General features: G+C 60.2%; 16 protein-coding genes. 7 read left to right on the forward strand and 9 right to left on the reverse strand.

Going from position 1 to position 23525, the window contains the following annotated elements:
- The first annotated feature begins 97 nt into the window (after positions 1–97).
- The 4 genes from ruvA to R3C19_10270 all read left to right on the forward strand — a co-directional run bounded on the left by ruvA (position 98) and on the right by R3C19_10270 (position 4006).
- Positions 98–715 carry a Holliday junction branch migration protein RuvA gene (gene ruvA / locus R3C19_10255; GenBank protein MEZ6060734.1) on the forward strand — a complete coding sequence of 206 codons (618 nt, stop codon included), beginning with the start codon at positions 98–100 and terminating at the stop codon, positions 713–715.
- A gap of 228 nt (positions 716–943) precedes the next feature.
- Positions 944–1834, forward strand: a complete 891-nt coding sequence (locus tag R3C19_10260; GenBank protein ID MEZ6060735.1) for an HAD hydrolase-like protein — start codon at positions 944–946, stop codon at positions 1832–1834.
- A 4-nt stretch (positions 1835–1838) separates the two neighbouring features.
- The gene (locus R3C19_10265; GenBank protein ID MEZ6060736.1) at positions 1839–2951 is read left to right on the forward strand and encodes a hypothetical protein; all 1113 of its coding nucleotides are present in this window, start codon (positions 1839–1841) and stop codon (positions 2949–2951) included.
- Entirely contained in the window at positions 2948–4006 is a 1059-nt protein-coding gene (locus tag R3C19_10270; GenBank protein MEZ6060737.1) for a PfkB family carbohydrate kinase, read from the forward strand. Before R3C19_10265 ends, R3C19_10270 begins: the two co-directional genes overlap by 4 nt.
- A 184-nt stretch (positions 4007–4190) precedes the next feature.
- On the opposite strand, the gene R3C19_10275 is transcribed toward R3C19_10270, so the two are convergent.
- The 6 genes from R3C19_10275 to R3C19_10300 all read right to left on the reverse strand — a co-directional run bounded on the left by R3C19_10275 (position 4191) and on the right by R3C19_10300 (position 11487).
- Positions 4191–5816: a cytochrome B6 gene (locus R3C19_10275; GenBank protein MEZ6060738.1), complete on the reverse strand. Its 1626-nt coding sequence runs from the start codon at positions 5814–5816 to the stop codon at positions 4191–4193.
- Positions 5813–6265 (reverse strand): hypothetical protein, encoded by a 453-nt coding sequence (locus R3C19_10280; GenBank protein MEZ6060739.1) that lies wholly within the window; start codon positions 6263–6265, stop codon positions 5813–5815. Before R3C19_10280 ends, R3C19_10275 begins: the two co-directional genes overlap by 4 nt.
- 121 nt (positions 6266–6386) lie before the next feature.
- Positions 6387–7037, reverse strand: coding sequence for a response regulator transcription factor (locus tag R3C19_10285; GenBank protein MEZ6060740.1), 651 nt, complete (start codon positions 7035–7037; stop codon positions 6387–6389).
- 222 nt (positions 7038–7259) lie between these two features.
- The gene (locus R3C19_10290; protein ID MEZ6060741.1) at positions 7260–9011 is read right to left on the reverse strand and encodes a histidine kinase; all 1752 of its coding nucleotides are present in this window, start codon (positions 9009–9011) and stop codon (positions 7260–7262) included.
- A 354-nt stretch (positions 9012–9365) separates the two neighbouring features.
- On the reverse strand, positions 9366–9860 hold the full coding sequence (locus R3C19_10295) for a hypothetical protein (GenBank protein ID MEZ6060742.1): 495 nt from the start codon (positions 9858–9860) through the stop codon (positions 9366–9368).
- Between the two features lie 259 nt (positions 9861–10119).
- Positions 10120–11487, reverse strand: coding sequence for an NADH:flavin oxidoreductase (locus R3C19_10300; GenBank protein MEZ6060743.1), 1368 nt, complete (start codon positions 11485–11487; stop codon positions 10120–10122).
- 371 nt (positions 11488–11858) lie between these two features.
- On the opposite strand from R3C19_10300, the gene R3C19_10305 reads away from it, so the two are divergent.
- A complete protein-coding gene (locus R3C19_10305; GenBank protein ID MEZ6060744.1) occupies positions 11859–12566 on the forward strand; it encodes an ATP-binding protein in 708 nt (235 codons plus the stop codon).
- Between the two features lie 236 nt (positions 12567–12802).
- On the forward strand, positions 12803–15589 hold the full coding sequence (locus tag R3C19_10310; protein ID MEZ6060745.1) for a serine/threonine-protein kinase: 2787 nt from the start codon (positions 12803–12805) through the stop codon (positions 15587–15589).
- 253 nt (positions 15590–15842) lie between these two features.
- Here the strand turns inward: R3C19_10310 and R3C19_10315 are convergent, their stop codons facing one another.
- Both R3C19_10315 and R3C19_10320 read right to left on the reverse strand, forming a co-directional pair.
- On the reverse strand, positions 15843–17384 hold the full coding sequence (locus R3C19_10315; protein ID MEZ6060746.1) for a sugar ABC transporter ATP-binding protein: 1542 nt from the start codon (positions 17382–17384) through the stop codon (positions 15843–15845).
- Positions 17385–17431: 47 nt separating this feature from the next.
- On the reverse strand, positions 17432–19243 hold the full coding sequence (locus tag R3C19_10320; GenBank protein ID MEZ6060747.1) for a hypothetical protein: 1812 nt from the start codon (positions 19241–19243) through the stop codon (positions 17432–17434).
- Between the two features lie 197 nt (positions 19244–19440).
- On the opposite strand from R3C19_10320, the gene R3C19_10325 reads away from it, so the two are divergent.
- Positions 19441–20130: an HAD family phosphatase gene (locus tag R3C19_10325; GenBank protein ID MEZ6060748.1), complete on the forward strand. Its 690-nt coding sequence runs from the start codon at positions 19441–19443 to the stop codon at positions 20128–20130.
- Between the two features lie 64 nt (positions 20131–20194).
- Here R3C19_10325 and R3C19_10330 read toward each other — a convergent pair whose 3' ends face one another.
- A complete protein-coding gene (locus R3C19_10330) occupies positions 20195–23515 on the reverse strand; it encodes an efflux RND transporter permease subunit (protein MEZ6060749.1) in 3321 nt (1106 codons plus the stop codon).
- Positions 23516–23525 lie beyond the last annotated feature (10 nt).

Raw genomic sequence — 23525 nt, forward strand, 5'->3', positions numbered from 1 at the left:
AATACAGTTCCGTCGGCCACAGTTTGACAAGACCGGTGACTTCGTTACCGCGCGCCGCACACGACTTTTCACAACCCACGCTCAGCAGGTTGCCGCATTGATAACTCGCATTACCGGAATTCTGGTTCATCTTTCCGACGTCGCCGCCACGCTGAAGATTGGCGGGTTTGAACACGAAGTGCTTGTTCCCGATCTGGTTCGCCGGCAGTTGCAGGGCAGGCTTGACGAAGAAGTCAGCCTGCGGACGATCGAGTATCTGGACGGCAACCCGCAGCAGGGCCGGCTGGTCCCGCGGATGATCGGATTCGCCAGCGAAGCCGAGCGAGAGTTCTTCGACATGATCTGTTCGGTCGACGGAGTGGGTTCGAAGAAAGCTCTGCGAGCGATGGTGCGGCCGGTTCAGGAAGTGGCGGAAGCGATCGAAGAGCGGGATATCAAAACTCTCAGCACACTGCCGGGCATCGGTCCCGCCGTCGCCGAACGCATCGTCGCCAAACTTCGCCGCAAGATGGCCAAGTTCGCCCTGATGGTTGCCGTCGACGTGCCGGACAGCTCTGATCGCGACGTCCTGGCCGATTCCTACGAAGCGCTGCTTAGCGTCGGTCATTCGCCCCAGGATGCCCGCAAGCGGATCGACCTGGTTCGCGGCAGCGGCAAGAAGCTCAAGACCGTGGAAGACGTCCTGTCCGAAATCTATCAAAGCCAGCGCGGCTGAGTGTTCTGCAGGATCGAATGCCGCAGGCTGAGAAACAGAGATGGGATGTTGCTACGCATGACAGGAACGGGTTTTTTATCGCGGTTCCGGCCCCCTCCCGCAAATCGCTCCGCTCTTGCGACCTCCCCCGGACGCTGCGCTGGGGGGAGGCAGAATGATCCGCGGCATCATTCACGCAGAGCGCTGCCGCCGTTGTACTGACGAATCGCTCTTCTTTCTGATTGAATCATGACCCAAAACATCGAAGCCGATTTTCGGCGAGTTCACGACACAAATGTCAGCACCTGTTTTCTGCCGAACAGCGCGATCGAAATCATCGGCGGCTTCCTGCCGAAAGATGCTCCCGCGCATGTCCTGTTCGATTTTGACGGGACGCTGAGCCTGATTCGCGAAGGCTGGCCGGAAATCATGGTCCCGATGATGGTCGAATACCTGATCGACACAGGCACCGACGAAAGCCCGGAAGTGTTGAGCGGCGTGTGTTCCCGGTTCGTCATGGAGCTGACCGGCAAGCAGACGATTTATCAGATGATGAGACTTGCCGAAGAAGTGACTCAGCGCGGCGGCACGGCTCTGGAACCGATTACCTACAAGAACGAGTACCATGCTCGGCTGATGCGCCGGATCGAATCGCGCCGCGAGCGGCTGCGTTGTGGTGACGCGACGCCGGGGGAGATGCTGGTACCGGGCAGCGATTCTCTGCTGGAACGGCTGCAGCAGCGCGGCGTCACGATGTATCTGGCCAGCGGGACGGACGAACAATACGTCCGGGAAGAAGTCGAACTGCTGCAGCTTGACAAGTACTTTGGCCGGCACGTCTACGGAGCGCAGGATGACTATCAGGCGTTTTCGAAGGCTCAGGTCATCGAACGAATTCTGGCCGACAACCGGGTCTCCGGCGGGGCTCTGCTGGGTTTCGGCGACGGTTATGTGGAAATCCAGAATGTCCGTGACGCCGGCGGAACGGCCGTCGCCGTGGCCAGCGACGAAGCGAATCGCAGCGGGCAACCCGATCCCTGGAAACGCGAACGTCTGATCGCAGCCGGCGCGCATGCGGTCGTGCCGGACTACGGCGATGCCGAACGGCTGATCGGATGGCTCTGGAAGGAACAGGAGTAGCCCGATGCCTTACCCGCAACTGGATCGTTTTGCCGTTCGCATGGAACCGCTTCGAGCGCGTCAGAACAAGAAGACGATTGACGTCGACCACGTGTCTCCCGATGCCGCGCCGCGACCGTTATCAAGCGACGGTCGGCGAGTCGTCGAAGAAGCCGTCGAACGCATTCGCACCGCGCGGGCAAATGACCGGCCGGTCGTGGTGGCGTTCGGCGCCCATTCGATCAAGAACGGCCTGGCTCCCGTGTTTCGGCGGCTCATCGAACACGGCTGGGTTACTCATTTGGCGACGAACGGGGCCGGCATCATTCACGACTGGGAATTCGCGTATCAGGGTCAGAGCTGCGAAAACGTCGAGGCGATGGTTGCTGAAGGACGCTTCGGCAACTGGCAGGACACCGGGTTCAACATCAATCTGGCGCTGAATGTGGGAGCTTTCGAAGGCAAAGGCTATGGCGAAGCCGTTGGTGCCATGATTGAAACGGAAGGTCTGAACATCGCGAGCGCCGATGAACTGCGGCGCATCGTTGTTGACTGTTTGGCGACCGATCCGCTCAGGTCCGCGGCGGCCGCGGATCTGTTGTACGTCGTGGAGAAGTTTGAGCTGCCGCCGGGACGCCTGCGGATTGCTCACCCGTGGAAAGCCTACAGCATTCAGGCGGCGGCATTCCGGATGGGAGTTCCGTTCACCAGCCACCCGATGATCGGCCACGACATCATCTACAATCATCCGATGAATCACTGCGCGGCACTGGGCCGAGCGGCGCAACGCGATTTTCTGGCGTTCGCGGAAAGCATCAGCCGGATTGACGGCGGCGTGTACGTGTCGATTGGATCGGCGGTGATGAGTCCGATGGTGTTCGAAAAATCGCTGTCGCTGGCTCAGAACCTGGCGATCCAGCGGGGCGAGCATATCGACGGCCACTACATTCTGGTCAGCGATCTTGCGGAATCGACGTGGAACTGGAGCTGCGGCGAACCTCCCGAAGAAAACCCGGCCTACTATCTTCGCTACAACAAGACGTTCAGCCGGATGGGCGGAACCATGCGATACCTGCAGTCCGATAACCGCGACCTGCTGCTGCACTTCGTTCAACTTCTGGGAGAACGCTCGCCGTGAATTCGAAGCTGCTGACAACGGAACGGCTGGAAGAAATCATTTCGCGGTTTCGATCGAGCCGCGTGGCGGTGCTGGGCGACTTCTTTCTGGACAAGTACCTGGATATCGACCCCGCTCTGGAAGAACCCAGCGTCGAAACGGGCAAGCCGGCTCACCAGGTGGCTTCGGTCCGCTGTTACCCCGGAGCGGCGGGAACGGTTGTGTCGAATCTTGCGGCGCTGGAAACCGGCACGCTGCATGCCATCGGGTTTGCCGGCGATGACGGCGAGGCCTTTGAGCTTCGCCGCGGACTGGACCGGCTTCGCTGTTCCACGCGGCATCTGCATGCGACATCGGAACGATTTACGCCGACGTATTTGAAACCTCGTGACATGACGATTCCGGGACTGGCCGGCGAACATTCGCGTATCGATACCAAGAACCGGAAGCGAACTCCCGAAGCGATTGAACGTGCGATCATTGATTCCGTGACGGAACTCGCGCCGCAGGTTGATGCGGTCATCATTCTGGATCAGGCGGAAGCCCGCGACTGCGGAGCCGTGACCGGCACCGTTCGCGACACTCTGGCTGATCTGGCGCTCCGAAACCCGCGAGTCCACTTCTGGGCGGACAGCCGCCGGCGTATCCACGAGTTTCGAAACGTCATCATCAAGCCCAACGAATTCGAAGCGGTGGGCAACGAAGACCCGCGTCCCGGACAGAAAGTCGACATCGCCGAACTTCGTGCTGCGGTCGGCAAACTTCGTCAGCAAACGGCAGCTCCGCTGTTCATCACTCGCGGCGCGGACGGAATGTTCGTCAGTGATCCGGAATGGACGGCTGTGCCGGGTGTCCGCGTTTCCGGAGAAACAGATACCACCGGTGCCGGTGACAGTGCCACGGCCGGATGCGTGCTGGCGCTCTGCGCCGGAGCAACCTATGTCGAAGCGGCTGTGATCGGCAACCTGGTCGCGTCCATCACCATTCAGCAGTTGGCGACGACAGGAACCGCTCGCCCTGACGAATTGATCCCGCGTTTGAAACAGTGGCACGCGCAGTTCGACGACGCCGATTGATTCGAACGAAAAGGCTGCCGACCGTCGGCAGGTTTTTCCAAAACCTGCCAGCCGTCAGCTTCGGCACTGCTGAACGTACCACGCACCCTGCGGCGACAGACCCCGCGATGGTTGGCACGCTGGCGGGCTCCCGGCCCGGTTTTGGAAAAACCGGGCGACGGCTGGGAACGCGTGACCGGTTGACTCACAGGCACAGCATGTACGAAACCAGATCGTCCTTTTCCTGCGCGGACAGGTTCAACTGCAGCACCAGGTTGAAGAACTCCACAGTGTCGTGCAGAGTCGGGCAGCGACCGTCGTGAAGGTACGGCGGAGAATCCCGGATTCCTCGCAGGGGAAACGTCTTGATCGGACCTTCGGGTCGGCAGACAAGAAACCGTTCGACGGCCAGATCGTGCATGTAATCGTCGACAAACGCCGGGCCGTAGTGACACTTCGAACACTGCGCCTTACCGTGAAACAGCGCTTCTCCGCGCAGTTCAGCGGGAGTGGCCTTGTCCGGAATGAGTCTCATCAATGGATCAAGTTTCGGTGCGGGCGGATAGTCCAGTATTGCATTTAGGTCACCCATCCGGTTGGTCACTTCGCGTTTGACGGCTCGCGGACCAATCGCCTGCTGCATTCCGGGATCGCCGTCGAAATACTCTTCGACTTCCGAAAAATGATCCATGCTGCGAATCGAACGCTTCGACGAAAGCTGCATCAGGTTGTAGTTGCCGCGCATCGTCGGTGTATCTGTTCGCAGACGAGCCAGATTCGGCCGTGAATCCGGGCCGAGTTCAAACGCGCCGTTGGTGTGCCCGTTGACGTGGCAGTCAAAGCAGGCGACTCCCTTTGACGGAGTCTCCGTGATTCGGTGATCGGTGTGGTTGAACCAGGTCGTCGGCGACGGACGCAGCAGTTCCTTCAGTCCTTCCATCTGTTCCGGAGTCAGCAGGCCGTCAAAGATTTCATAGTAGTTGTCGAGCGTGACTTCGAGGCCGTTGGTCACGTCTCCCAGTTCCTTGTGCGTCGTCAGAAACATCGGTGGCGGAAATTCCGGCAGATAGGTGTCAGGAAAATCCATGTCCACGTCGATGCGCCGGTGTTCGGGATGCGCCTTGATCCAGTTTTCCGGAAACACCATGTGAGCCACCGACTGCAGCGGATGCGACAGCGGCGAATACGGGAACAGTTCGCGACGACGAATCTCGTCCGGCGGCAGTTCCGCCAGAGCCTCAAACGATGCCACGCCGTCCGGCAGTTTCGCAACCGGTCCCTGCATCACCGGCTTGCCTCCCGACATGAACTGTCCGGGAATCGCCTCGCCGCTGAAGTTGTACCGGCCGCTCATGTAGGCCCGGACATCCTGCATGAGTCCGGGCTTTTGACGCTGATGAAACGACAGCCATTGCTCGAATCTCATGGGAAGGACCGGCGACGCGAACGACGTCGCTCCGCGACCGTAGTACCGATGCAAATCAAACGGCGTTCGCAGTCCCTTGTCGATGGTCGGGTACAACAGCAGGTCCTCCGTGAAATCTGTCGCCGGGACGAATCCGCGACCGGCCCCCTGCTCGGCCGCGGCGCTTTCGGCCGAATTGCCGCCGGTGGCATTCGCGGGTTCTGTTGTCTCGCCAGTGACGTCGGCCACCATCGGCACCGCAACCGCCGGCGCACCAAAGCCGGTGGGAGAAAACGAAATCGTCTGTCGTCGCTGAGGAACGCGGCTCAGATCGCTGCCTCGGTAAAGCTCGTAAGACTTATGCACTCCGATGCCGACAACGATCAACACGATGGCCATCACGGCCCTGCCAAGATGCTGCTTCATGAAATCGTGACCTGTTTTTCTGATTGGGAATGGGGCGGCGCCTGTCGGAGCAAAACCCAGCCGACGGCGACGAAGACAAGGTTCTTGAAAATGAACTCCCCTTCAATCGTGGGAGCAAACGGAACAAACTTGAACATGAATTCCGGCAGCACAAACAGCGGCACGAATGTTCCCGCGATGTGAATCAGAAACAGCCACAGCGCCGGACGGACCAGAACATTCAGCAACAACGCAGCGCCTATGGTGCATTCAAGCAGAGCCAGCCACAGCATCACCGTTCGCGGCCCGATGGAATGCAGCGACAGCCGCATGATCGTCTGAGTCGCCAGCAGTTCCGCGGGGCTCAGGTCCGGATAGAACTTCAGAAGCCCGAAGTAAAAGTACACCGCGCCAAGAGCCAGGCGCAGCGGCGCCAGAGACTGCTGACGACCTTGGCGGGCATCGCTCATGGCTGCGGGATCCGGATGGAAGATGAGTCAGCCGGTCATTCTCCGGCACCGCCAGGGCGTTGTCTGTCGACGGCAGCGCAGAGTTCCTGTCGCTGATTTCCTACAGTGCAGCCGGGCGGGGTCAGCCGTCGATCTGGTGTTCCAAAGCGTAGCGGATGAGTTCCTGCGTCGATTTCAGGTTCAGTTTTTCCAGAATTCGAGCACGATACGTCGACGCCGTACTGGTGCTGATTTTCATTTGCTCCGAGCATTCCTGCAGACTCCTGCCGGCTCCCAGATGACGCAGAAAATCAAATTCGCGCTGTGACAGCGCCGCCAGTCCGACCCGCTCGCGTTTCGGGCGCCGCAAAGACTCCAGCACTGCGGAGGACACAGCGGGCGAGACATAAATCCCGCCGTTGTAAACCGTGCGGATGGCGTCCAGGAGTTCCTCCACGGCGGCAGATTTGATCACATATCCGTGGGCTCCCGATTCCAGAATCCTCACCGCGTAGTGCAGATTTTCGTGAACGGTCAGCACCAGAATTCGGATGGCCGGCTGTTCCCGCAGCAGTTGTTCAATGACTCCCGGAGCGTCGCGATCGCCCAGCGAATAATCCAGCACCATCACATGCGGATGCGAAGCGCGAGCTTCTTCGATGGCCTGCTGACCGCCGCCGGCCTGAGCGACGACGCAGATCCGGCCGCTGTCTTCCAGGATCCGCGCCAAAGCCTGCCGGACCATGGCATGGTCGTCAGCCAGAACAACGCGAATTGTGGATTCCGCAGGCATTGGGTCAGGTGATCCGGTCAGTCAACGAGGTTCCCCGGAAACGTACAGACACGAGCCGAGTCACGTCCCGCGAACGGCGTTGCTGTGAAGTTCTCAGCGAGCCACGACTGCTTTGTCAGCACGGAAATGATGCCTTGTGTGGCACTGGCCGGGCCAGTGGTTTCCGAAGAGCAGGCGCACTGTCACAGCCAGTGCCACACATCAAGACACGTCGGTGAGCCCCTATCTTTCGAAGTTTTCCAGCGGAATCGTCACGTCGATCGTTGTCCCGTTGTCGGGTGAGGTTTTCAGCAGGAACCGACCGCCCAGCAGTTCCGCTCGTTCCTGCATTCCCAGCAGGCCGAGTCGGCGTGACTTCCGCGCCTGATCAGCGTCGAATCCCGCGCCGTCGTCGCTGACTGTCAGTTGCAGCGAATCTTCGCTGACGGTCAGTTTCACGGCAGCATGATGCGTCCGGGCGTGTTCTGCAATGTTGGCCAAAGCTTCCTGCAGAACTCGATACGTGTTTTCTCCGACGACTGCCGGAACTTCTTCGCGATGAAACTGCAGATCAGCGTCGACCGTCACACCGGTGCGGTCCTGAAATTCGGACAGATGCGATTCGACGGCGGCACGCAGTCCCAGATCATCCAGCACGCTGGGCCGCACGCGCGACGCGATGCGATGCAGACTTTTCAAAAGCGAGTCGGTTTCCTCGATGGCCCGCTGCAATCGTGACTGAACCTGCGGACTGAGCTGCTGCCGGGCCGCTGACTTCAGATCCAGACTGATTGCCGTGACCTGCTGGCCAAGCTCATCGTGCAGGTCTCGCGAAAGATGTTTTCGTTCCGTTTCCTGAGCCGCCAGCAATCGCGTGGAAAGCTGCCGCAGGCGAGATTCGGAATCGGCGATCAGGCGCTTCTGCCGATCTCGCAGCTCGGCGGATCGAGCCCAGATCCAGGACAGCGGAAACACCAGCAGCATCGCTCCGGCACACATCAGCAGCAGTTGCCGCAGCAGCAGTTCCGAATGAGCGGTCGCGACGTTTCGGGAAACATACGCCACCAGCAGCAGCGAATTGTCTTCGCCGGCGATGTCTCGCGGCGCAGCGGCGGTTCCCTGGCCGTTCGGACGGATGCGCGCGGCTGCCAGCAATGCGTCGCCGGACTGCCAGTGTCCCGGTATGGGCTGGCGAACTCGCTGCCATTCGTCGGGAAAGTCAGTGCGAAAGCTGTGGTCATGACCCAGCAGCCAGCCCCATTCATGTTCCCGGCGACGAGCCTGAAGGTACTCGCCGTCCGAATTCAACAGCACGACTTCCCCTTCAAAGCCGGCGGAGATTTCGCGAAGGTGTTCCAGCAGTCGTTCGCCAAGATAGTTCAACACCAGCAGTCCCCGCTGACGGCCGCTGGCGTCAAACACGGGAGTGACAAAGCGAATCACGGGTTTCACGGGGTCTTCAATGCGTCCATGTTCAACGTTCAGGTCGAACGGCGAAACGAAGATCTCTCCGTCCTTCAGCGAAAGCGCTTCTCGATAGTAGTACCGGTCCGACTTGCTCTGCAGTTCCGCGACAGGCACGATTCGAGCGGCGTCGCCTTCGAAATTGACCCGAGTGATTTCTCGGCCGTTTGGATCCAGACAGCGAATCTGATCGTAGATTCCCTTTCGCAGAGCGAAGTGCAGGTGTTCGCGTTCCACGGTGGCCCGCGCTGTCTCGTCGCCGGCGACGAATCGCTGCAGCACTTCCTGCTGAGCCAGATACAGCAGATCGGAACGGACCGATTGGAATTCCCGCGACAGGAACTCCCGTTCGATCGCCAGCACCGCATCACGTTCGCGTTCGGTGATAATTCGCTGCAGGCCGAGATCCTGCCGATACAGCAGCCATGCGGTTCCCAGCAGCACGACCGTCGCCGCCAGCAGCGCAGTCGCCAGCCGTCGAACAAACCCCGGCGAAATGCGACTGACACGATTGGCATTCACATCATTCATGCTCAGCTTCTACCGCCAGCGGTGCGGAATGAGGCTCGCCGGCACGAGATCCGGAAAACTCCGGAAAGCACCGACGATCACCGCGGCACGATTCGGACGATCGTTCAGTGGCGTCGCGCGAAGATGATCCGGTCACGCACGCCAGGGCCGCAGTGTAGCACGAGCGGAAACCTTCGCGTCGGCTGGCAAATTTCGCCACCGGAATCGGCAGGGACGCGCCCGTCCACGTCAGGGCGGATGAACGACCGGAGAAATCCTCCGCAACCCCGCGTGCAATGCAGCGCTGAGCCATCTGCCGGCACCCAATCGCGACGGTCGATTAGTCGTTCTTCCGAAATCAGAACGCCGACGACGTCACGCGGGAATGGCTCGTCGGGCAACCGGCGCGGAAGCACCACGCGACATGAAGACGACCAAAGCGATACCGCACAGCAGCACGGTGAGGCAAAAGATCAGACGCGAAGTCGGCGTGGGATCGGGTAAATCGTTGACCGATGTGTAATGGCCAAACGGCGATGCACTGATGCTCGGTTGCCGGGAGTTGTACCGAACCTCAATCTCCTGCCCTTCCGCCACCGAATGGAATTCCGACTCACTCAGTGTCTCATCATCGATGTACGTCTTACCGTCTTCGGCAACGAATGAATATTGCATCTTGAAGCTCTTATCGAGCGTGATTCCGACGCGATGGACCAGAGCCGTGGCACTCTTGTGTGTAACCGTCCCGGTCGTTGTCAGATCTCTGTTGACGACAACCGGCTTGCCAAAACTCGTGACCGCATTGTAGGTGCCCACGACGCCCAGAAGAATCATCCCGGCCGCGATCACGTAGCCTGTCTTCGTTCCCATGACTTGTCTTTCTCCCGGGATCGGAACTGCGCAACCTGCCGGATGGTGCCAAACGACAGCGTCGAAACTGTGGTCAGTCGAGGAGCCGGGTCGGAACCCGCAACCGCTGTAACCTTAGCTTTCGAATTCACGCCGGTTGTCATTTTTCACGAGAATCGGGCGATTCCGGTTGGCCCGGTCGTTGTCCGCCAGAATGACGGTCTTTGCGCGCGGCTGCCGAGCGGCTGTTCATCGCTTACCGGCGCCGGACCGCGACCGTTCAATCCGGCATTTCGCCCTTCGCCTGCTGAAGTTGCTGACGTTCCGGAAGAGCCTTGTAGAACGGGTCCAGCGGAAAGCAGCCGGATATCAAACCGTTGCGAGGCCCGGTCGTGCAGTCGCTGAACGTGCGGCAGATCTTCTTTCGCGTCAGAGTTCGTCCGGCCAGAACGTCGGCGGGAAGATCCGGATAGCTGAGCACCATGCGGCCCAGTCCGACGGAATCTGCCAGTCCAGTCCTGACCACTGCCTGAGCGACGTTGGGCAGCCATTCCTGCAGGTACGAGTAGCCGCTGCCGACGACAATCAGGCCGGGATGACGCCGCTTCAATTCCGCCGTCGCCGAAATCTGACGATCGACACCGACCAGCGGATCTTCGGGCGGCTGGTAACCGTCGGACGGAGGAAACATCGCGGGTCGCTGAATATGAGGGTTGTAGTACGGGCTTCCGCACGTTGTGCAGACCAGATCGATGTCCAGCGATTCCAGCAGCGACAGAAACTTCGACGGTTCATCGAAGTCAATTCCCAGCCCGGACCCGTCGCCTCCGAAAGCGTGTCGATACGAACCGGACGACGAGGGGATTCCTGTTCGTGAATCGTCGCCTCCGGGTTCAAACGGAATAAAGTCGAACACGCTGACTCGCACGCCGATTTCCAGCCCCGGTGCTTCGCTGCGAATTCCCGCGACGATGTCTCGAAGAAAGCGAGTCCGGTTTTCAAAGCTGCCGCCGAAGTTTCCGGCGCGGTCGAAACTCGACAGCAGTTCGTGTCCCAGATAACCGTGGCAGTGCTTCACGTCGACCCAGCGAAATCCGGCCTTTTGAGCCAGCACGCACGCCGCGACGAAGTCATCGATCAGTTGCCTCAAGTCGTCGTCCGACAGCAGCCCGTCGTCACTGTCGATGCCGAACCGACGATCCAGAATCGGATGACGGTAGGCGATTCTCGGCTCCATGAGACGCTTGTCGTTGGGCCGCGCAAACCGGCCGGAATGCGTGAGCTGCAGTCCGACACAAAGATCGTCCGTCTTGCCGAAATGCTGCGCGTGAGTCGCTTCCAGCAGAGTTCGCAGCGATTCGATTTCGTGCAGGTTGGCGTCGTTAATCAGCAGTTGGTTCGGGTTGGCTCGCCCGTCATGCCGGATCGCGACGGCTTCCCCGCCCCAGATCAGTTTCGCGCCGCTGAGCCCGAAACGTCTCCACCGGCGGCGAGTCAGTTCGGTGGGCTTTCCGTCGACGGTGCCGTCCCAGCCTTCCATGGGCAGGATGCAGAAGCGATTGCCGGCATGACCGGCACGGCTGATCAGCGGCTGCGCCAACGGACTGTCGGCACCGACAGCTAACTGTTCGTCAACCGGCAGCGTCAAATTCAATTCCGCCAGTCGCGAGCGAAAACCGTCAACTGTCCTGAAGCTGGCTACGCGAGGGTACGACATTTGATGTGAGGCTCAGCGATATCACGGCAATCCGACTGCTTCCCGGCCGTCCGGAAGAAACAGCGATGCGGCAGTACAGCCGGGTGTTCACCCGGACTCTTCCACGGCTGATTCGAAACGGCCCGGTTCGTCGCCGGAGTATCCCGGAAAGTCTGCAGGCGTGCCAATCAGTCCGGCACGACCCGCGGAATCCGAAAATCCTTCGCGCCTTTGCAGCCGCCGACTGTTTCCCGCAATTCGGTGGCTGTACCTGAAGCAGATCCTTCAGTAGGGAAAACACGGGGTAAGGTTGCTCGAAATCCATGCAGCCCACTCCCGGTTCGGCGGGAGATCTTTCGATGGGATTTGTGCCCGTGCCAGATGTTTCAACCTGCAATTCGTGCGGTTCTGACTTGTCGGTCGCGTCCGTCCTGTATCGCGAATGCTGGCTGGACGAACCGGGAATGAAAGCCGTTTCGATCGCGATTCCCACCAGGACTCACATCGTTGGAACGATCCGCGACCAGTTGGTGGAATGCGACCCGGACATCAATGTCAGCCTGCGGATTTCACAGCCACAGATCTGCATGGCCGTTGAAGAAGCTCTCGCCAACGCCATCTTTCACGGCAACCTGGAAATCGACTCAAAGCTGAAGGAAGGCGGGTCGTCGCAGTTCTGGGACCTGGCACAGGAACGGCAGGCTCGCGGACCCTGGAAGGACCGCGTCGTCCGAATTCATAAACTGGTCAGCACGCTCGGCGTGTGGATGACCATCACCGACGAAGGCGCCGGTTTCGACACCCGCCGGCTGCTTGACAAAACACCTGACCCTCTGGCAATGCTAAGCAGCGGTCGCGGACTGGTGATGATGAAGGCATTCACCAACGACCTGTTCTTCAACAGCCGCGGCAACAGCGTCACCATGGCCTTCTACGCCGCCAGCCGAGCGGAATCGCAATACTGTCCGCAGCCGGTGACCGCCCGCTCAGACTCACGCTGCAACACACTGTGCGCCGCAGCACACAACTGACGCCACTTGTCGTCGCACGGCGACCGGCCACCAGCGGAGAAGCAGGCCGGACACAACGCAGCGATCACTGACTCTGCCAGGCCGGGATCGCCGGCCGGGTGGCGCGGGCAGAAGCGGACGATCGTGGTCGCCAGCCCATTGCGTCGTTCCATTGCGCGGGATACTCTCAGAGAAAATCGGCGTTTCTCTTCGTCCGGGCGGGCGGAGCGAGTGATTTTCGACTGAGGATCGCGGCGTTGGGACCTCATGACGGCGAAGAGCAGAATGATTCCGGGGAATCACTTCGGGGAATTCAGGCTGTCGGCGACCGCTTTCTGGAAGAACTTCGGGCCGGGGGCTCGCCGGAGATCGGGACTTTCCTACAGAGGTTCGAATCACCCGACCACGCGACTGTCTTTCGGCTGCTGCTGAGTCTGGAAGTTGAACATCGACGACAGTCCGGTCGGACTCCGACAGTTGCCGACTATCTGCCGAGGTTTGCTGACTTCCAAGACATCGTCGTCGCAGTCCTGGACGATGAGTGGTCCACAGCCGAGCCGCCGGGTCCCGAATCTTCCATCCCGCTGACGTCCGAAGTTCAGACGAAGCTGCCGGATCGGCTGCCTTCCGTCAGCGATATCAACGTCGCCTATGCATCGGCTGACGAAGAACGCCGGGGCGGCAGTCGGCTGGATACCAGAACGCTGCCAGCGGCGCTCGGCAGTCCGTTGTCACCTTCAGCGCACGCCGGTGAGACCATAGCCGGCCGCTACACGCTGCAAACACTGCTGGGCGAGGGCGGGATGGGTCAGGTTTGGGCCGCAAGTCAGCGGGAACCGGTCAGGCGTCGCGTTGCGGTCAAGCTGATCAAACCGGGAATGGACTCCCGTGCTGTCATCCAGCGCTTTGAACAGGAACGCCAGGCTCTGGCGGTCATGAATCATCCCGGCATCGCACGAATCCTGGATGGCGGGCTGACGGACGAGCGCCGGCCGTATTTCGTGATGGAGCTTGTCGACGGACAGCCTCTAACCACATTCTGCGACAAACAGCGACTTGGTATTCGGGAGCGGCTGGAGTTGTTCGTCACGATTTGCCATGCCGTGCAGCACGCCCACCAAAAGGGAATTGTACATCGCGACCTGAAGCCCTCGAATATCCTGGTGTCGCTTCAGGACGGTCGCCCCGTGTTGAAAGTCATCGATTTCGGGCTGGCGAAGGCGATCGGCGGCGGGATGTCGGATCTGTCGCTGACTTCGCAATTCGGTGCCGTTGTCGGCACATTGGAATACATGTCGCCGGAGCAGGCGAGTTCTTCCGGAACCGACGTCGACACCCGCACAGATATCTATTCGCTGGGTGTGATCCTTTACGAGCTGCTGACGGGTCTGCGTCCGATCGCCGCCGGTCGGCTACGGCGCGCGGCGCTGGACGAGATGATCCGGGTGATTCGCGATGAAGAGCCGTCAAGACCGTCAACGAGGCTTTCGGCAGACGAATCGCTGCCTTCGCTGGCGGCCGTCCGTAAGATTGAACCCAGCCGGCTGACCAGACTGCTGCGCGGTGATCTGGACTGGCTCGTCATGAAATGTCTCGAAAAACAGCGGGACCGCCGGTACGAAACCGCAAGCGGACTGGCTCGTGACGTTGAGCGATTTCTGGCCAATGAAGCCGTGGAGGCCAGGCCGCCAAGCGTTGCTTACCGCATGCAGAAGTTCCTGCGCAGGAACCGGCTGCCGGTTACGGCGTCTGCGATCATTCTGCTGGCCGTCGCCGGAGGGATCATCGGAACGGCCTGGGGAATGATGCGTGCCGAACGCGCTCGCGCTGACGCCGACCTCAACCGCAGAGTTGCTGACAAGGAAGAGAAACTGTCCGGACAACTCAGCGATTACCTGGTGCGGACTTTTGAATCCGCGAATCCCGTTGGTCTGGAAGATGCCGGCTTCCTGCGATCCGACGCGAGATCGAACGAGGGACTTGCCAGACGGATGCTGGACGGCGGCGCCGACATTGTTAATGAGTACATGCAGGACAAGCCACTGATGCGGGCTCGTTTGCTCGACGCAATCGGCAACTCGTACAGAAACCTCGGCGACTGGGACGTTGCCGATCGCTGGCTGAACGATAGCTACAACATTCGCCGACAGGAACTCGGGGAGGCGGATGCCACAACAGTCACGGGCCTACTCAGTCTGGCTCACTTGTCGCGGGATCGAGGCCGCTATTCGGAAGCCGAACGGCTCTACCGCAGCATCATTTCCGCGCGTGAAGCACTGTTCGGCACTGCCGATCCCGCTGTCGCGGAAGCAAAGTCGTATCTGGCGTGGATGCTCTTCTTTCAGCCGCTAAGCACGGATGGCCCCCAGTTCAATCAAGAAACCCTGGCCGAAGCGGAACGATTGCTGCTGGAAGTTCTGGACGTTCGACAGCAACAGAATCCGCCCGACCACCACAACATCGGCATTACCCTGGCAGCACTGGCCAGTGTCAAGTTCGGTCAGCAACACCAGGAACCTGCCGCTTTGGAGTACGCATCGCGCGCGGCTGCGGAATTCCAGCTCAGCAGCAAAGACGCAGAATTCGGCAGGGCCATGCTGAGCCTGATCCTGGCCGATTCCCACCGGCGCGCGGGACGTTTCGAGGAGGCGGAGGCGATCTACCTGAAGGTCCTTGATCTGGCACGCCAGAGCCTTGGTCATGAACATCCGCTCGTCATCATGCAGTTGGCGAATCTGGCGGGGCTGTATCGAAAACAGGGCGATATGGTGAACGCCGAAAAGACGATTCTGGAGTTTGCGAATCTGGTACGCCCCGTACCGGCGTTTCGAAGTCAGCCCGTCGTTGTGGACGCTCTCATGCAATACGGTGACGAAGTCCGGCGCATGCGCAGCAAAGAAGAAGCGGAGAGCCTTTACCGCGAAGCATTGCTATACGCCCACGAACGCCCCGACGGCAACGAACGCAACGTCTCGAACTTCAAAAACGTCTGGCGACTCCGCAGGATGAATAATCCAACGGAACCTGTTTCCCGCCCGTCGTAGACAGGCCTGCGGCTGACACTATCGGTTGGGAACGTGCACGTTTCCTGTCCGTTCGCGATCAACGCATACCCTCCCGTTTCAACGGGGGTGAAGCAACGTCGCTGCACTGGTAAATTCTTTCTGCCGATCGCCTTAAAGCTGACGCCCGGTTGACGAACTTTCTCGTTTCGTGCTCGTTCCGTAAACGTTCCCTCGATTGCACCGACCACAGCCCTCCGCTCCATTGTCGCCGCAACGCCTCACCAACGGTGGCTCAGCCGATGGCCAGTTCCATGATCTGTTCCTGAGTCACTCGCAGGTGAGGCTCCGCGGAGGAATTGTCCAGTTCCCCGGTGACTCGGCCGCTGTGCATCACAAGGATCCGGTCGCTCATGCCGAGCACCTCCGGCAGTTCTGAACTGATCATGATGATGGCTTTGCCCTGTGCCGCCAGCTTGTTCAGCAGCAGATAGATTTCATGCTTGGCGCCGACGTCGATGCCGCGCGTCGGTTCGTCAAAGATGATCACTTCGGCATTGCGCTGCAGCCACTTGGCCAGCACGACCTTCTGCTGATTGCCTCCCGAAAGGTTGCCGGCCAACTGCTGCTGGTGGGGAATGCGAATCGACAGCGACGTGACATATTCGCCAAGCCGCCGGCGTTCTTCCCGCTCACGGACAAGCCCGAAACGCGACAGTCGCGACAGATTCGGCAGACCAAAGTTGTCGCGCACGCTGTGATTCAGCACCAGCCCCTGAGCTTTGCGGTCTTCCGTCAGCAAACAGATGCCGGCTCGAATCGCATCACGCGGATGACGGATCCGCAGCGGCTTTCCGTCCAGCACGATCGTTCCGCTGTCGGGAACGTCCGCCCCGAAAATTAGCCGCACCGTTTCCGTGCGGCCGGCGCCGACCAGTCCGGTAATTCCCAGCACTTCGCCGGCCCGAACGCAAAAGCTGACGTTCTGCACGGCGGTTCCGCGCCCAAGACCGCTGACTTCCAGCCGCACATCGCCGGGCGGTATGTGTTCCTTCGGAAACTCGTTGTCGATAAATCGCCCAACCATCAGTTCAATCATGCGCTGCCGCGTGATGTCGGCGATGGGCACGTCGGCAATGTGTTCGCCGTCGCGCAGCACGGTTACGGAATCTGCGATTTCCTGGACTTCATCCAGTCGGTGACTGATGTAGACGATGCCGATGCCGTCGTTCTGAAGATCGCGAATGATGCGAAACAGACACGTCACTTCCTGCGGCGTCAGCGCGGCGGACGGTTCGTCCATGACCAGAATGCGCACATCCTGAGACAGCGCTTTGGCGATTTCGACAAGCTGCTGCTGAGCGATCGACAACAGTCGGCACGGCATGTCCAGCGGCACGGACACACCCATGCGGCCGAAGATCTCCGCCGCGCAAGAGCGCTCGTGTGAACGATGCACGAACACGCGCGATCGTTCGCGGCCCAGAAAGATGTTTTCCCACGCGGTCAGGGCCGGGATCAGGTTGAATTCCTGATAGATGACACCGATGCCCGCATCCATGGCGGAACGGGGATCTGCCAGGCGGACTGAGGTTCCGTCGATGTCGATCGTCCCGGCATCCGGCTGGTGAGCTCCGCCGAGTATCCTGATCAGCGTGCTCTTGCCGGCGCCGTTTTCACCAATCAGAGCGACGACTTCACCGCGGTTCAGCGTCAGCGAAACATCATTCAGCGCGCGGACCCCCGGAAACGACTTGCTGATGCCGTTCATCTGCAGCAGCGGCGAAAAAAGGAAACCGCCAGAGATGATCGTGTTCTCCTTCTGAATTGCGGCCATGGTGACATGCGGGGTGGCGTTTGTTTCGACGTGCAGGACCCCGCAATTCAGGTTTCGCCCTGACGAACCGAATTCCTGTCGCGGTATGACACCATGTGACTCCCCCCAACCTTATTGCATGAGCTGCCGCATCCGTTTTTCGACCAATGCGGGTCATCGCCTTCCAGCCGTTTCGCGAGAACCAGCAGGTAGGCCACGTCATTCAGCAGCGGCAGCACGTACGCGTCGGTTTCGCTGACGACGTTTTCGATGTCCACCTTGTCGGGCAGTTCGTTCTGCAGATGCCGGAGCACCGCTGTCGTGTATTTGTCGCTGAGCGGATCCAGTCCCGAAATCCCGTAGCGAGTCAGTACCGGCAGGATGCGGGTTCGAAAGGCGTCTTCGTGTCGATGGATCAGAGCCGCCAGAGATTCGCCGACCAGATGCTCACACTGCCCGCCTCCCAGCAGCAGGATGGTCCACGGCTGGCCAACGTGCTGGCTGATAATCAACTGAGCGGTATCGGATTCGATCTGAAGCTCCGTGCCCGTCAGTCTTTCGCGAACTTCGATCCGCACAGCGGAGTCACTGGCCTGAAAGGTCGTTGTCGCCTGACGCCGGCTGAGTGCGGCGGAGATTTCTCCGCTTGAAAAGTGAAGCGCATAGTCGTCGCCGCCCAGTGACGCTCCACGGCCGCCAGGTCCGGCGGCCTCCTGCAACCGCTGAAACGCAGTCACCAGCGGATCCGAAAATGCCTCCTGCGGGAACGGATCAAGCCGCGCGCGTCCGAATCCGAACGCGGGATTCTGCACGTTGCCAAACGGATTACCACCGACCGGCACCGCGACCACGTCACGGTCCTGCCAGCCCCCCATTTTCGACTTCAGTGCATCGATCACGCTTTCCGGAACATCCTGTTCTCGCAGGCGCTCGATCGCCCGGTCGAGGGACTCCTGAAATTCCCTGCTGACGACTTCGATCTCCTGTTTCAGAAGACGCTGATCACCGGCAAAGCGGTTGATTCGCAACCGGCCGTCCACAATGCAAAAACGGACGACTGCTCTGAACGCCCTGCCGACGTCGCCTTCCGTCAGCGGTCCGTCTTCAAAACTGACGGGCGGAAACTCCGGCAAGGCGTCTTCCCTGGGCAAGTTCAGTGCGACGGCCTGGTCGATCGGCAACTGCGTAACATCCGTCAACAGCGGCTGCAGATCGTCGCGGAAATAGTCCTCGTTGTCCTGAACCAGCCTGGCGAATGAACTCCCTGCCAGAGACTTTGTATCTCCGTCAATGGACGAACAGACCAAAACTACATCTCCGTTTCGGAGGACCTGAACGAAGTCCGACGCCCTTCGAAACAACAGCCGCACTCGCCGGCCGTCGATTGCCAATCTGAACGATCGCTGGCTGCCCGCCAGTTCGCTAAGTTCGAGCTTCAGATCGTCGCCTTCGGTCGTGAGCCGGCCATCCAGCATGGCTGATGTCCAGGACCGCGTGACGCGATCGCCGATGCCGGAACGGGATCCGCTGCGATAACCGCCGCTTTCCAGAGCCATGCGTTCGAACAGTTGCTCAAGCGGGCTGACTTCCTGATCTGCGAACGGATTCCGCTGCGGCGGTGTCAGAACTGCGCCACCCGCAAGACCCAGGCCTCCCGGGAGCTTCGGCTGCGGTGGTTTCGGCAGAGGTCGTTTCGCGGCGACTTCCCAGTGATCGCGCTTCAACTGAAGCTGCCCGTCGTCGCCGACGTCGAGTTTCGTCAACTGGTTCAGCGTCCATTGAACGGCGGCAAAGCCGGAGTCGCCGTCGTCCGCAGACGCAGGCGTTTGAATCAGGCTGAGTCCGGTCATGGCTGCCAGCGCCAGGAACATTCGTCGCATGCTTCGGCACTCCTGCTTTGGGTTAAAGTGAACTCCGTTCGTATCTGGATCAGCACATTTTCCCGCGTTGACTCGGCTGCGGCAACCGATTCTGAGATTCCTGCAGCGATTTGAAGCCACGCGGCGGCGGCAACATTAGCATGCGGCCGGAAGAGCGGCTTATGTCCGCTGTCAGCCTGCTGCATTCAGGAATCACGATGACTGACAATTCGGAATTCGGTGTGATCTTTGACGTCGACGGCGTCCTGGTCGATTCGTATGACGCTCACTTTCAGGCATGGCGGACGACGATGACAAAGTACGGCTGGGCCTGCACGGAAGCGGACTTCGCCACCGGATTCGGGCGCACCAGCCGCGAAGTGCTGCGAAGCCTGCTGGGCGATGAACTGCCGGACGAAACGATTCGGCAATTCGACGAAGAAAAGGAAGCTCTGTTTCGCCGGGCAATCGCCGAAGACTTTCCCGCGATGCCGGGAGCCGTGGAGTTGCTTCGCAATCTGGCGGCCGAAGGCGTTCCGATGGCGATCGGGTCGAGTGCTCCGCCGCCGAATGTTCAGGCGGTGATGGACGCTTTGAACGCGAACGAATTGATTTCGACGGTCATCACGGGAGTCGACGTGACCATCGGCAAGCCTCACCCGGAAGTGTTTCTGCTGGGAGCTCGCGGGCTGGGCCTGCACCCGTCCCGCTGTGTCGTTCTGGAGGACGCGCCGCCGGGCGTCGAAGCGGCTCTGGCCGCCGGCAGCCGCTGCCTTGGCGTCGTCAGCCGCGGTCGAACGCGCGAAGAACTGCATCGCGCGGATGCTCACGTCAGCGACCTGACAACGGTCACCGCGGACATGCTGCGGTCGATCGTAAACGGCGAAGGGCAGTGCCACGCTTCGTGAACGGGCCGCCGAATTCCACAACACGGCGGAAAATCGTTCGACGCATCGCTCAGCGCAAACGTGGTTACGAAATTTCGGTGAGTGCGGCTTCCGACTTCGCATCGGTTACCACGCGTTCGGCTTCCTTCAATCCGAACAGCCAGAACAACGCGGGATGCACGAAGAAATCAAGCAGCGTGGAACTGATCAGCCCGCCCAGAATGACGGTTGCGACCGGGTACAGGATTTCCTTGCCCGGTTCGCCGGCGGCCAGCACCAGCGGCACCAGCCCGATTCCCGATGTCAGAGCCGTCATCAGGACCGGAGCCAGCCGTTCCAGACCGGCGCGGACGATCATGTCCTTCGTCCAGGATTCGCCTTCGTATCGCACCAGGTGCAGGTAGTGGTTCAGCAGCAGAATCCCGTTGCGGGACGCGATGCCGGCCAGCGAAATGAAACCGACCATCGCGGCAATCGTCAGCGTCTGTCCCGTCACAACCAGAGCCGCCACGGAACCGATAAACGCCATCGGCAGCGCCGCCATCACCTGCAGCGAAAGGTTGATGGAACGGAACATCGAAAACAGCACCAGAAACACTCCGATCAGCGACACGCCGAACAGTGCACCGATGACGCGGGAGGCGGACTGCTGACTTTCGAACTGCCCGCTGTATTCGACGAAGTAACCCGACGGAAGTGACGCCACAACCGGCTGAACTCGCTGCTTGATGTCCCGGACGACGTCTACGACACCACGGTCGGAGACATTGCACTGCAGGACAATTCGTCGTCGGACATTTTCGCGATTGATGGTGTTGGGCCCGCCGGATTCATAGATGCGTGCGACGGCTTCCAGCGGCAGCTTTCCGCCGTCGCGCAGGTCAATCGTCAGGCGGCGCAGAGCCTGCAGGTCTTCGCGATAGTTCTCGTCCAGGCGAATCAGCAGGTCGAACGTGCGCTGACCGGTCAGCACTTCGGAAACCACCTGGCCGTTCATCGCGGTTTCGATGAACTGATTGACTTCCACCGGCGTCAGTCCGTACAGCAACAGCTTGTCGCGGTCGAGTTCAATGCGAAGCTGCGGAATCGTGACCTGCGGTTCAACAAGCAGGTCGGTCACTCCGGGGACGGGTCTGATGGCGGCTTCCATCCGGGCGGCTCCGCGACGCAGCAGGTCCAGGTCGTCGCCGTAAATCTTGATGCCGATCTGAGCCTTCACGCCCGAAAGCATGTGGGAAATCAGGTGAGCGATCGGCTGTTCGACGGCTGTGACAATGCCGGGAATGTCGGCCATCGCTTCCCGAATCTCATCCAGTTGCTGTTCCCGGGAACGCGGCGAGTCGGGGTTGAGCTCGATAATGATCTCGCTCATGTTGACTCCTTCCGCGTGTTCATCCAGTTCCGCGCGACCGGTGCGGCGCACGAACTTCACGACGTCTTCGATCTGACGAAGCCGCTGTTCCACGCGGTGGCCGATGTCGTTCGAAGTCTGCAGCGACGTGCCCGGCGGCAGCACCACATTCAACTGAATTGCTCCTTCATTGAACGGTGGCAGGAAGTCGCGTTCCAGACTGACGGCAAACCAGCCGGCCACGATCACGGCTGCGACCGTGACAGCAAGATTCAAAGCCGGAAGCCGCAGACTGAATCGAATGACGATTTCCCCGATCCGCTTGATGCACCGCAGCAGTAGTCCGTCCTGTTCATGCTTCTGTTCGTTCAGTTTCTGCCGGCCCAGCAGCCAGTAGGAAAGCACCGGCGTGACCGTCAGTGAAACAACCAGCGACGACAGAATGGAAACGATATAGGCCACTCCCAGCGGAGCAAACAGTCGGCCTTCCATGCCTGAGAGAGCAAACAGGGGCACAAACACCAGAATGACGATCATTGTCCCGAAGACGATCGAGTTACGGATTTCCACGCTCGCCTGGAACACAACCAGCAGTGCGGGCTTCGGATCGGCGCTGCGGCGATTGTCGCGAAGTCGCCGAAAGATGTTTTCCACGTCCACGATGGCGTCATCAACAAGTTCTCCGATGGCCACCGCCAGGCCCCCCAGAGTCATCGTGTTGATCGACAGCCCGAAGAATGCGAACACAATCGCCGTCATCACCAGCGACAGCGGAATCGCGGTCAGCGTGATGAATGTGGTGCGAAGATTCAGCAGAAACAGAAACAGAATGATGACGACCAGAATGCCGCCGTCGCGCAGGGCCTCGACCACATTCGCGACCGCGCGATCGATAAATGATTTCTGCATATACAGCGGCTCAATCCGCAGGCCGGCCGGCAGCGCCGATCGCAGGTCATCGATGGCGTTCATGATGTCGGTCGTCACGCGGCGCGTGTCGGCTCCCGGCTGCTTGTTGATGGTCAGAATGACGGCCGGTCCGCCGGACCAAACATCCGCGTTCGCCGTTTCCCTGTCGGGCGACACCAGCGATTCCGAATCTCCGCGGCTTTCGACGTTTCGTTTCGCCAGTGTGTCCTGTTCGACGCGGACATAGGCCGCGCTGTCGCCGCGTTTGACCTGTGCGCCTTCGATCACCCGGGCGATCTGACCCAGAGCCACGGATTGTCCATCGCGAATCGTGACCACTACCTTCTGCAGATCTTCGATCGACTGCACGCGACCGAGAGCTCTGACAAGAAGTTCGCTGGGGCCCTGTTCGTCCAGGTAGCCGCCCGTCGCGTTCTCATTGCTGTTCTGCACGGCCAGCCGGACCTGCGGCAGCGTGACTCCGAAACGCAGCATCGCGTCCGGGTCCACCAGCACCTGAAACTGCTTCCGGCCGCCGCCCATCGTAAAGACCTGCGATACTCCTGGTATCGTCAGCAGCCGCTGCCGCACCACCCAGTCGGCCAGAGTCCGCAGCCGAAGTGAGTCCGCGGTTGAGAGTTGAGCGTTGAGAGTGCGAACATTGCTCTGCGATTCCCCTCGACCCTCGACTCCTAGCTCTCGACCCTCCTCCCACATTCCCAGCATCAGTATCTGGCCCATGATGGACGAAATCGGAGCCAGAGTCGGGCTGACGCCGGGCGGCATTCGGTCCTGAATAAGCTGCAGCCGTTCGTTGACCACCTGACGGTCATTGTAGATGTCGGTGCCCCAGTCGAACTCGACATAGACCACGGAAATGCCGACTCCCGACGAACTGCGCACCGCCTGAACTCCGTTGGCTCCGTTCATCGCGGTTTCAATCGGGAAGGTGATCAGGGTTTCGACTTCTTCCGGCGCCAGTCCCGGGGCTTCGGTCATGATGACAACGCGCGGACGATTCAGATCCGGAAACACATCGATCTGCGCCCGCGTCGCCTGCCACGTTCCGTACCCAACCAAAAACAACGCCACCGCAACCACAAGCAGCCGCTGACGAAGTGCAAATCTGATAATGGAATTCAGCATTGGGGAAAGT

It is taken from the genome of Planctomycetaceae bacterium, assembly GCA_041398785.1.
GTDB lineage: Bacteria > Planctomycetota > Planctomycetia > Planctomycetales > Planctomycetaceae > JAWKUA01.